This window comes from Ketobacter alkanivorans (assembly GCF_002863865.1).
GTDB classification, from domain to species: domain Bacteria; phylum Pseudomonadota; class Gammaproteobacteria; order Pseudomonadales; family Ketobacteraceae; genus Ketobacter; species Ketobacter alkanivorans.
The window spans coordinates 3,221,436-3,233,477 of record NZ_CP022684.1; the positions used below are offsets into that span (position 1 = coordinate 3,221,436).

Genomic DNA, 12,042 nt, shown 5'->3' on the forward strand with positions numbered 1-12,042 from the left:
AGGGGTTATCTTAGCCTTGCGGCCCCCCTGACCTCAATCATCCGTCAATAATTTTGTATTGCCACCGACCGCCGCCGTATTGATGGAGATGGTTTTTTCATTTGCCAAGCGCAACAGATAGTGTGGCCCCCCGGCTTTCGGGCCTGTGCCCGATAGATCCTGGCCGCCAAAAGGCTGAGAGCCCACCGTTGCGCCGATCATGTTGCGGTTGATGTATACGTTGCCGACCTGTGCCCGCTTGGCGACGGTTTCACAGAACTGATTGATGCGACTGTGAACCCCCAGGGTCAAACCGAAGCCGGTATTGTTGATCTGGTTGAGAACCTCTTCAACTTTGTCAGAGTGGAAGCCGATAACATGCAGTACCGGGCCGAATACCTCTTCATGCAGTTCGTTCAGATCATCCAGCTCGATAATGGTTGGTGGAACGAAATGACCTTCTAACTCGGGCAGTTGGCCCTCATACAGTAATCGATCTTTCTGGCGGAAGCGTTCAATGTGCAGCATCAGTTCAGACTGGGAGGCGCTGTCGATCACCGGGCCGATGTCGGTTTCCCAGTCCAGCGGATCCCCCAGGGTGAAGGTATCCAGATAGCCCTTGAGTGTGTTCAGGGTTTTTTCTTTGACATCTTCTTGAATGAACAGCACGCGCAGGGCGGAGCAGCGCTGGCCTGCGCTGTCGAACGCGGACTGGACAATGTCGCGCACGACTTGCTCGGTGAGGGCAGAGCTGTCGACGATCATGGCATTCTGGCCGCCGGTTTCGGCGATCAGGGGAATGATCGGGCCGTCGCGTTCGGCGATCTGACGATTGATTTGCTTGGCGGCGGCGGCGGAGCCGGTAAACATGACCGCGCGCAGGGCCGATTCTTTGAGAATGGTGTCTTCCACCAGCTTGCCGGGGGCGATTACGGCTTGTACCACGTCTTTGGGGAAGCCTGCTTCATGAAACAGTTCGATGGCGCGTTTGGCAATCAAGGGCGTCAATGTGGAAGGTTTGGCGATGACTGTGTTGCCTGCCGCTAGCGCGGCTGATATCTGACCGGTGAAGATCGCCAAGGGGAAGTTCCATGGACTGATGCACAGTACAGGGCCTTTGCCCTCCAGTGAGAGGCTGTTTTCTTCACCGGTGACGCTGGGCAGCCTGGTGGGTTCGAACAGATGGCGTGCCTGATTGGCGTAATAGCGCAGAAAATCTACCGCCTCCCTCACTTCTGCGAGGGCGTTACTGAGGGTTTTGCCGGCCTCTTGCATGGTGATCAGCATTAACTCGGCGTAGTGTTCTTCATACAGGTTGGCGGTGGCCTCCAGCAGGGATGCGCGCTCTTCGACATCCGTTACGCGCCATTTCTTCCAGGCGGCGCGGCTGGCATCAAAGGCGTGATGGCAATCCTGTCGCCCTGCTTTTTTATAGCTGCCGATGATCTCCTGTGGATGGCTGGGGGAGTATACCGGAGTGCGTTTTTCGTCTTCGGTGCCCAGCACAGGCGGTTTTTTGAGCTGTTCCTGCATGGACTTGCTGAGATTTTGCAAGGCTTTAAGGCTATCCAGGTTGATGCCTTGGGAGTTTTTGCGCTCTGGCTGAAAAATTCTGCGGGGCAAGGGAATGCGGGGGTTGCGCAATCTTTCCATGGCTTGAATGTTGGCGCTGGGTTCTTCGATTAGCCAGCTGCCATCGCTTTGCGCAAGCTGGATCTGGCGCACGAAGGAGGTGTTTGCGCCGTTTTCCAGCAGCCTGCGCACCAGGTAGGGCAGCAGTTCCTGAAACCGGCCAACGGGCGCATAAATGCGACAACGGACGTCGTCGTAGCTATTGATTAAATGATCGTAAAGGGATTCACCCATGCCGTGCAGGCGCTGAAACTCATAGCTGCCCACCTTGCTTTGCTGCGCCAGAGTTATCACGCTGGCAACGGTGTGGGCGTTATGGGTCGCAAACTGGGGGTAGAGGAAGTGTTTGTTGCTGAGCAAGGTTTGCGCGCAGTACAAAAAGCACAGATCGGAGTGATCCTTCTGGGTGAAAACCGGATACTCCTCCAGCCCGAGTTGCTGGGCCTGTTTGATCTCGGTATCCCAGTAGGCACCTTTTACCAAGCGCACGGGAATCTGGCAGTGCTGGGTCTTGCTCACGTCCATCAGCCACTGGATCAGCGCAGGGGCACGTTTTTGGTAGGCTTGTACCGCGATTCCCAATTTGCCCCAGCTGCGCAATCGGTTGTGTCCTATGGCTCTGGCGAACAGCATCAGGCTGGGCTCCAGGCGCCAGGTTTCTTCGGCATCAATGGTAACGGCGATGTCTCTCTCCTGGGCCAGCAGTAATAGCTCCATTAGCCGTTGGTAGAGCTGATCAAGGCTTTTGCCCTGACGTAATTCAAAGCGTGGGTGCAGCGCTGACAGTTTTATGGAGATCCCGCCGTGATCCTTGCGGGTTTCCAGTTTTTCGCTCAGGCAGGTAATGGCACCTTCGTAGCTGTCCATATAGCGTTCTACGTCCGCCATGGACATGGCTGCTTCACCCAGCATGTCGTAGGAATGAAAATACCCTTTCTCGGACTCCTGCTGGCTACGCTGCAGTGCGTCTTCGATGGTTTCACCGGCCACAAATTGCTGGCCGATCACCATCATGGCCTGACGGACTGCGCTCAATGCCAGCGGTTCACCCATGCGCCGAATCAGGCTTTTAAAGCTATCAGACAGCCAATTGCCCGGCATATCCTCTTTGGTGAACAGCTTACCGCTGATTAATAGCCCCCAAGTGGAAGCGTTAACCCAGCGGGCATCGCTGTGCCCTAAGTGCTCTGCCCAGTTGCCCTGTTGCAAGCGATCCTGCAGAAAGCGCTCGGCGGTATCCTGATCGGGGATGCGCAGCAGTGCCTCTGCCAGACACATCAGGGTAACCCCTTCTTTGTTGTCCAGGCCGTACTCTTTGAGCAGGGTTTCCACCCGAATGCCGGGTTTGGCGTTGCGAATCGCCACCAATAGCTCGCTGGCTTGGGCCTTGATGCGATCTTTGGAGGGGGCATCCAGGGTGTAGCCCATGAGCAATTCCTGCACAGCGTCTTCCTCGCTGCGCAAGTAGTGGGTAAGCAGGTTGTCAGGGAGTGGAAATTCCAGTCCCATGGATGAAGGGGCTTTACAGCGTGCCACGGAGATTCCTGTGCCAAAACAATGATATTAAAGTAATTTTGGCACAGGTTGGGGGGGAGCGTGAGGTTTTTGGAGAAATGAACACGCAAGGTGTGCGATTGTGCTGAAAAATGGCTGGGTGTATTGCTCAAGTTTAGCCATGAGGGTTTGGTATTCACAGTGGGTTTCAGTACACTGCTGAGCGGTACAGGCTACGAATGGAAAGGTAGTAAGCAGTGTTGCTGGAAGCGTTTGTTAATCGATATCGAAATCCTGGGGTAGCCCCCATTCATTTTGCCACCATCGTGCTGCCGCTGACGATGATTCTGGGTGCATTGATCTGCTTTGTGGGCACTCCCACGGTGATCATTATGGCGGTGTGTGATATCTACCCCGAAGTGTTCAGCCCCAAGCTGTCCATGGTGTGCGCTCTGGCGGGGGGTGGGCTGTTTTTGGCCCCCTTGGCGATCGGTGCCATGCACGGTCAGATCCGTGAGAAACAGCGCGGCATTGTGCGTGAGGGCTACGGCCCCAAGATGATGGCGTATTTGTTTATGTTGGGCATCGCGCTGCCATTTCCTGCGCTGTACGGTGCCAAGTTCTTTTATAACTATCCCTTTGCCCATTATCCTTCTTATATTTTGGAAGTGAAGCCCAGCCCTGAGTTGAAGGCGGAGATCGAGCGATTTGGGTTGGCGGAGATTAAATGGCATACACCTTATGATTACTCGTTGGATCGGCAGGTGATACGGTATGATTTTGGGGAGCCGGTGGATGGGGATTGGAGGAGTTATTATTCTAAATTTGAAATTTTAAGGGAAGTGGTCACTCAGGTTAATCGTGAGTATATAAATGCCGTTGCGTTAGTGTCCCCTGAAGGGCTCGTTTTAAATGATGCGACGTACCCTTTTGTATTAAACGAATCCAGTCCTGATAGAGTTTGTGTCGTGGAAGTGGGTGGGTTTGATGTTGGAAAAGAGAAAAACGTCCGATATAAACTCGGAGACGAGGTTCAAAGTATTCCATTGATAGCATCACGTACATCTTCTGGAGAGCCGGTGATCTACCTTGATCTGTCTTCGGTATTTGGTGCGTACAAAAAAGAAACAGCTTACGGCTATGTTGATAGTGATTACTCCTGTTCCCTGTATTCGTCTTTCGGAGATGCCTACTTTGTTGTTGTGCCTCAATTGATGTTTCCGGTTCTTTATCAAAGTATCTATTCATTCAAGAGAGATAGAAATCTTTCGCTCGACCTAGGGTTTGACAACTTTGTGTTATCGGTTAGATCATTATAAGCCGCGCGGGTCTGAGGTTGCCCATGTATCTGTGTGTTTGTCGCTAAGTTCGTTTTCAAAAACTTCATTTTTTCTGTAGGGAAAAAATACATCGCTCTTAGAAAATAGGTCGTTGTTGGCCGAAGATGTGATCCGAGTCCAGCAGACGAATTCCATGGATTTTAGGTCATCTGTGAGGTCTGATACATGCTGATATTTGAGAGTCCGAATGATGCACAATTTGTTCGATTTCGGCAGCAAGTAGTCTCCATCTGATTCTGGCTCAGATGTAGCAGATATCGAGAAGTGACTGATAGTTAAGGTGGTGCGAGACTTCTTGGTGGAGGTGTCCTGAAGTTGCAATCTAAAGGAATCGACCGAAATTTCTTTGCTGAATACAGATGGTGACTCTGTGATCTGAACATGTAATGACGACTGCCCCTCCACAAAATACGGAGCGTCTATTTCGACGATAAACCGAATGGAGTCGATTTCTCCTTTAAACGGTGTGTACCCGGCTGCGATCGCAGCACGGCCAAACCGTTTATGCATCACCTGCCCATTTGCATCCAAGGCCTGCATGGACAGTTTGGTCTTGACCGGGAACAGGCCATTCAGCAGCAGCTCTAAACTGGCGGTGCCTTCGTGCCCCTCGCGGGTCATGGGTTTAGTGAATTCTTCATCATCAAATTCCCACCAGCGGTCAGAGAAGCGATCCGAGGTATCGGAGGCGATGCTATTCCCCAGCACTTTGTTGATCAGGTTGTCCAAATGTTGACTGACGGCGGCTTTGTTGGCGGCAATGGGGTTGCCGATTTCGGCGCAGGGGATCAGTTTGGATTGCTGCTTGATGTAGATAGTGTTGTCGTGGGGCTGGAGCCAGAACTTGGGCATGGAAGAGGTCATGTGCCCCTCACTGTACATGAGTCCAAGTGGTTTATAATTCTGATCGAGTATCAGTGAGCCCAGTATGCGGCCAGTCAGCTGGAGATCTGGCAGGGGCTTGCCGTGTTCGTCTTTTAGGGTGCTGAATTTCGAGGTCAGGTAGTGCGATATGGTGGCAGCGGTATCTAACTCGGGTCTGGGCAGAGCGCTTAAATGATCCATCACTGCCCTGGTTTCGAAGCCCGGTAGAGCAAATGTGTCCTGCCCGGGTTTTTTGAGAGTGATCTCGGTCAACCCGAAATCGCGCATGGGGATTAAGTGGGATGCGCGCACGGGCTTGTCTGCACTGAATGGCCCCTGTTCCAGCCAGGTTTGCAGCAGGTTGTCTTCCTTGAAGACGAAGGTCTTCAGCAGTACCCCGGCAACCCCAACTACGATACCGATGGGGCCCAGAACCAGGCTAGTCGTGACCATGCCAGCGAAACCGAGTACCCCGCCTACCACCATGACGGCATCGGCGTACATAGCATCATCACCTTCTTGCCGATTTTCGACAAAATCGAGCAAGCCAACCGCAATCCCCAAACCAGCCGAGAAGGTGCCGCAGTAGCCAAGGAATTTGGCGGTATTTAAAGCCGTAGTGGACAGCGTGCGCCCCAGCATAACCTGGCCATAGGTGGTGCTCAGTTTTTCGGCGTTGCTTAAATAGGCGCGATGGCTGTGCACTATTTGCCAGAAATCGGCGATGCTGGAGGCGGTGCCCAGTATATTTGCCACGAGGTCGGTGATATTGCGGCCACTGGTGGCCTTGTCGGAGGTGCCAAAGACGACGCGGGTGATGTTGTAGAGGTTCAATGCATCAAACGCCAGCAGTGCGGAACTTAAGCTGGCATCACGCAGCGCATTCTTGGCGACCCCCTGCGACGGGTCGGCGGCATACAAGTGCTCACCACCTTCTAACACCAAGTAGTTACCTTGCAGTTGTTCATTCCACAGCGTGCTTTGGTATTCATCCAGTACGATGTGGTTGGGGCTGGTGTCGAATTCTGCTTGTTTGGCCTCGAAGTCGGTGGCGCTGCTGGAGGTGATGATCTCGGTTTTGCGGGCCTGCTCCAGGCGGATGGTTTGGCTTTCGTAAAAGTTAAGCAGCTCCCGGCCTTCGGGGGTGGATGTGTTAATGGGCAGTCTGCCTTGCTGCTCAATGTCGTGTACGGTTTTATCGTAGTGTTGGCTGTGCGTGCTGATCTGTTCGGTGGTGTTGGCTTGCAACTCAGCTCTTTGGTTCAGGTGTTGTTGATCCTGTTGGAGGAGTTCGTGCAAGGGGTGTGCAGGATCATGGCTACGTTGATACTGGACGCGATCTTGTTCTATGAGGGTGTCCAGTGCGTCGATGTCTTTACCGGATCGAGCACTGGCCTCGATGTCGTTTTTTAGGGCGGTGATGTCCGCATCGAGTCCGGCGATGGCCTGATCCAGTTCATTCCAGCGTTGCCGTTGGACTTGGTACTCGCCATCGGCAGCGAGCCGCTCTTGTGCGAGGCGCAGGTAGTCTGGATCGCGCTCGGCGGAGGCTTCCATGATCTCTACGTTGCCCGAGCCATCATTGTATTGGCGCACGACCTGATTCATTTCGTTTTGCAGAGCGGCTTTCTGATTGCTGAGGTCCGCCAGGCTGCTGCGCAATTGGTTTTGCTCATGGGTGAACTGTTTTTTGTACTCGGGCAGCAGTTCATCGCGCAGCTGCTTTTTCAGGTTGCGGCGTTCGGTGGCGTGGCGGCGTTTAAGGTCATCGATCGTGGTGTCCAGTTGCGTTTGCTGCTGTGTGGCGAACTCGTCCGGGCTGGTAAGAGCAAATTCCTCGGTCCGTTGCTGCTTGGCACTGGTTAAAAACGTGGCAATGATTTGGGTGCCGTGCTCCAGTTTGTTTTGGTAGATGGTGTCGAAACTGGTGTAGCGCAGATGGGTTTCCTGAACGGTGTTGAAGGCGTGGCGTAGTCGTTCCACGGTGGTGTTCAGTTGATTTGGGCGCAAGGTGTCGCCGGTGAGTTTGATGGCCGACCCACCCAAGGTGCCCAGTACGCTGCTGGCCAGTCGGATGGTGGATAAGCTGACTTTGATCAGGGTGGAGGGCTCTACCTGCCCTTCTTTGTCTTGCGTGTCCTGGTTGCGCTTTTTTTGATGCTGTGTAGCGGCATCAGGGCGATACAGGTTGGCTCTGGGTTTGCCCTCGGTACGTAACGCGGCCAGCAGTTCACGCTCTTGTTGGTAAAGGGTGTCACTGTAGGCTTGACCTGCGTTGGCGTTGATGCGCTGGGCCAGCTCTGTTAGTGGCATCTGAAACCTGTACAGGGCCACTTGCGGTGCGTTGAAGGCCAGTTCGCTCAAGGTATGTTTGCCTGTCAGCAGGGCGGCAATGAGTTGTGGGCCGGGGCTTTTTTCTGCGTCTGCGGCCAGCTCCAGGCCAATGGGGTCGCGTTCGATGAGCTTTGCGGTGGCTTGGGGCGGTGTGCCCAGTAAGGTGAGCAGAGCAGACAGGTGATACCAGCGGCGATGGGCGTAACCCCAGTAGGCGGTGTCTTCGTCATCACCACCAATTGGGCCGGGTAAGTCGGTCATAGCCCAGTAGTCATCCAGGGTGGCGCGCAGAGCGGTGTCCCATTTCTGCCACTGGGCATCGCCGTTCAGCAGCTGGGCGAGGCGCGTTTGCCAGTGGCTGATCAGTTGGTAGAGGCTGCGGCGCAGATCCAGGGCCAGTGCGGACTGGATGTCTTCCAGACTGAGGTGTTTGAAGGCTTCGTCGCTGTATTGATCCTGTTGCCAACGGGTTTTGCCTTTGGGTAGTTCGCCGCGGGTGTAAAACACTTGATAAGCCAGCACGGCGCTTTCATAGAACTTGGCATAAGGGTAGGTCGTGTTGCTGGCGTCTTGCATGTTGGTGGTGACGGTTTGCAGAAGATGCCAGGCAGTTTTTAAGTGGGTGCTCATCTGTTGCCCGATCAGCAGGGGATCTTTTACCGGTAGCAGTACCCAATCGGCGACCCATTGTTCAGGCTGCAGAGCGTCCTGGTGGTTCTGGCAGGCGGCCAGTTCCGGCACGGTGGCAACGAACTCGGCAGGAAACAAGGGGGTCGGCGTTTGGCTCTGGCGCTCCAGCGGGTGCAGCAAGCCCTGGTCTGGCAGGGTGCTGGGGGATTGGGTGATGCAGCGTTCTGTGCGCAGCGCGCTGGCGATTTGCGGGCTCCAGTCGATCAGGTTCGGGTCTTGTGCGGGCTCGGGGATACCGAAGGCGGGGATCTGGTGATCTTTATGTAGTCCACCTAACAGCTGAATACGCAGCCATGGCCATTGACCTTCACTGTAGGCGATTTGGTAGCGGCCTTCCTTGGGAATCAACACATAGGGTGCTGGGGTGTGGGCATCGTCGATTGCCCGCTGATCCAGGCCCTGCGTGGTGATCAGGTCGATGGCCTGGTAGGTGGTTGTGAGGCTGTGCGGATCGAAGGTGGCGCGATATTCAGCCCATAGGGTGTCGTTGCGGAATATGTACAGGTAGCCATCCCGCAGCGGGCGCCATGTGGTGTCGAGCTGGTCTTGGATGATGTCGAGGTGCTGGTCCAATATCACTTGATCATCGGGTACACCCGCCAAGTCTGGTAGTTCATCCACGGCCAGCTGATGGGTAATGGGCACCACAGCTTGATACAGCGGCGGTATACGAATCACCAGTTTGTTGGTGGTGTTCATGCGGAACAAGGTGTCGGGCAGCTGGGTGAGGTTGGCAGGTGTGGTCATGATGGCGTTATTGTCCGTATACTTTTTTCAGCTTGGCCTGGGTCTGTGGGCCGATGATCCCGTCTACATCCAGGTGTTGGTCTTTCTGAAAGCCTTTGGCGGCGGTGCGGGTTTTGCGGCCCATCAGACCATCCACCACACCGGCGTTGTAGCCCAGGTTATTGAGGCGTAGCTGTTGGCCTTTTACGGTGCTGACCTCGGGCAAGGTGTCGCCCTCGGTTTTGAATGCCAGTCGGTGGCTGGGGCTGCCGTCGTCGTTGAGGCCCAGTTCGATTTCTGCCTCGCTGATGGGGGACTCTACAATGACCTCCAGCACACCGTGTTCATCGGTAACCCCCGTCAGGGTGCCGCTGGCGTGGGTCAGGGTGAAGGGTTTGTTGGCAAAGGGGCTGCCCTGGCTATCTTGCACCTGCAACACAAACTTCTCGCCAATAGGTGTGAGGTAGGCGGTGGGAATGTTGTGCTGGCGTGCCCGTCTCAGGTGGCGACCCTGTTCGCTGATGACCTCATAGCCGCTTGCGGGATCGATCCGCTGATCCAGCAAGGCGGTTTCGATGTCGCCCACGTCTCCTTCGCTGTTGGCAAAGCTCTGTTGGTTGCTGTACTGGGCAATGGCAGCCAGGGAGGTGCCTTTCGCCTGCAGTTTGGCGCTGTCGTTTTCCAGAGATTCTATGTAGGGGAAATCCAGCTGCTTTTCTGAGTACAGCATGTGCAGATTGGCGCTTTGATCTGCGCCGTTCAGTTTGTAGGGCACCCATACTTCGCTGAGCCAGTGGCCGTCTGCTTCCCGCTTGTTGGCCTGACCCAGATCGCCATTCCAGTTACGACGAAAGAAGTCGACGTTGATGTCTCGCAGGGTCTGGTTTTGGCCCACTTCCAGTTCTCGCCACAGTTTGCTGTTCCAGAACACGTAGACGTAACCGGGTTTGAGCAGGTCAGTTTGTTCCCGCTTGCGTGCTTTGTTGATGTAACCTAATGGGCGTACGGGGATGATTACGGTATCCCATTCGGCTTTGCTGGTTTGTTCGTCGCTGGTGGGTTGGCCGCTGACCAGAGGCAGTCGGATGGGGCTGGCGGGGCCGCTGGTGGCGATGATCAGGGTGAGGTCTCGGGGCGCATTGGGAAGGCGTTTGAATTCCACCAGGCTGCGGTGTTTGGCGTGATGATCCAGGCGTACACTTTGTGTTTGCTGACGCTCCCCGGTTTGGCTGCCTCCGTTTAACGCGTTGATCTCCAGGCGCTGCTTGTGACAGCGGGCGCGGCCAGCTATTTCTATGCAAATTTTATGATGGGTTGCATCGTCGGTCGATGTGGTGTTGCGATCGGTAACAGCTCCGCCACCGGTTGCTGGTGTGTCAATTCCTGGGCTTTGAGCCAACATGCTGCTGAGTACGCTGCTGCCTTCATCCACCCCCATCATTTGGCGCATGACTGGGTTGCTGAACAGTTGGGAATGGGCTCGTTCTGCCCGGTAAGCAGACGTGCCTGTGGGGGCTTTGGCCGCGCCACCCCCGCTGGCTGTGGTGCCTTTTTGTATTAACAACTGGCCTTTTTCCAGTTGCTCCAGCAGCAGATCCTTGGGCTGCTGATTACCGGCGAGGCTCAGGTAGCGCTTCAGTTCTGGCAGCTGTGCCTCGTTCTGTTCCAGCAGTTTGCCGATAAAGCGTTCAATGTCATGGCGTTGGCGCAGGGGCAGTTTCCATTGATGCACGACTTCGCCTCCCTGGCTGGGATTCACCAGATCGTAAAGTTGGCTATCGACGGAAAAGCGGAACGGCATGCACAGAGCCCCATTATGGTGTGTATGCTTTTATAGACTGAAGTGGGGCAAAAATTTAGCGAGTGGAAAGGTTCAGCCCGTGTGTCGTTTGCGATACTCGCCGGGGGTTTCCCCTGTCCAGCGTTTGAAGGCTTTGGTAAACGGGCTTTGTTCGGAAAACCCCAGTAAAAAGGCAACATCCACCAGCGCCATGTCGGGATCATCCAGATAGTGGCGCGCCAGCTCAGCCCGGGTGTTATCCAACAGCTGTCGAAAACTGGTGCCAGACTGCTCCAGTTGATGTTGCAGGGAGCGGGTAGGCGTGTTCAGGCCGTTGGCGACGCTGTCCAGGGTGCAGCGGCCGTGGGACAACTGTTGCACTATGATGCCCCGCACGGTCTGTTGATATTCGTCGGGGCGCTTCAGATCCTGTATCTGCTGGATTACCTGCGACACCAGTAATTGATGGCTTTCGGGATCGTGGTAGGTGATGGGCAGTTGCAGGTAATCTTTGGGAAATCGTAATTGCGTTATCGGTTGATCAAAGCGCACGCGCCCACCAAACAGGTGTTGATACTGGGTTATATCCCGCGGGGGCGGGCAGGAGAATTCGACGTCGGCTATCAGATCACTGCGACCAGTGTGGCGCTGTGCGAACACCACCCAGCTGGCAACGGAAATTTGCATCAGGGCCGGGTGTAGATCGGGGATACGGGGTATCCACTGCAGTGCGATTTGGTCACCATCGGCCAACAGCTTGGCATCGTTAGCGTCATCAATCAGACGCTCATAGCGGATCAAGATGGCGGCAACCTCCGCCAGGTTCTTGCAGGTCATGGCGGCGTAGGCAAACACTCCCCAGTGTTTGGGGATTATGGATTGGGCGAGCTTGAGTGGCAGATGTTCGTCATCGGTGACGGCGATGGCTTTGGCCAATAGATCGCTCCACAGTGGTACAGGAATTCGCTCACTGAGGCAGTCATCATCCAGGCGTTGTTGCAGTTCCGGAGAAAACACCGACGCGGTGGCCAGGTCATGATCTTCCAAGTAGTCCAACAGTGCTCGGACATAGCCTACGCGAACTGTGCCGGTGACCGCGCTTTCCATTTTGCTTCCTTTTTATTATTTGTACGCACAATGGGTGGCCATATTTAACATGATTTGGCCGTAAAGGATAGCAAAGCATACCTCTAATATGATGGG

General features: G+C 54.8%; 5 protein-coding genes. 1 reads left to right on the forward strand and 4 read right to left on the reverse strand.

Going from position 1 to position 12,042, the window contains the following annotated elements:
* Positions 1-33: 33 nt before the first annotated feature.
* The gene (gene putA, locus Kalk_RS13825) at positions 34-3,147 is read right to left on the reverse strand and encodes a bifunctional proline dehydrogenase/L-glutamate gamma-semialdehyde dehydrogenase PutA (RefSeq protein ID WP_158643492.1); all 3,114 of its coding nucleotides are present in this window, start codon (positions 3,145-3,147) and stop codon (positions 34-36) included.
* A 215-nt stretch (positions 3,148-3,362) separates the two neighbouring features.
* Here putA and Kalk_RS13830 point away from each other — a divergent pair, with 215 nt between their 5' ends.
* Positions 3,363-4,424 carry a hypothetical protein gene (locus Kalk_RS13830; protein WP_101894809.1) on the forward strand — a complete coding sequence of 354 codons (1,062 nt, stop codon included), beginning with the start codon at positions 3,363-3,365 and terminating at the stop codon, positions 4,422-4,424.
* Here Kalk_RS13830 and Kalk_RS13835 read toward each other — a convergent pair.
* The 3 genes from Kalk_RS13835 to Kalk_RS13845 form a co-directional block, all read right to left on the reverse strand.
* The gene (locus Kalk_RS13835; protein WP_101894810.1) at positions 4,419-9,080 is read right to left on the reverse strand and encodes a toxin VasX; all 4,662 of its coding nucleotides are present in this window, start codon (positions 9,078-9,080) and stop codon (positions 4,419-4,421) included. The two genes, Kalk_RS13830 and Kalk_RS13835, sit on opposite strands and share 6 nt — an antisense overlap.
* Before the next feature lie 7 nt (positions 9,081-9,087).
* Positions 9,088-10,860 carry a peptidoglycan-binding protein gene (locus Kalk_RS21365; RefSeq protein WP_199767918.1) on the reverse strand — a complete coding sequence of 591 codons (1,773 nt, stop codon included), beginning with the start codon at positions 10,858-10,860 and terminating at the stop codon, positions 9,088-9,090.
* A gap of 72 nt (positions 10,861-10,932) precedes the next feature.
* Positions 10,933-11,946 (reverse strand): AraC family transcriptional regulator, encoded by a 1,014-nt coding sequence (locus tag Kalk_RS13845; protein WP_101894811.1) that lies wholly within the window; start codon positions 11,944-11,946, stop codon positions 10,933-10,935.
* Positions 11,947-12,042 lie beyond the last annotated feature (96 nt).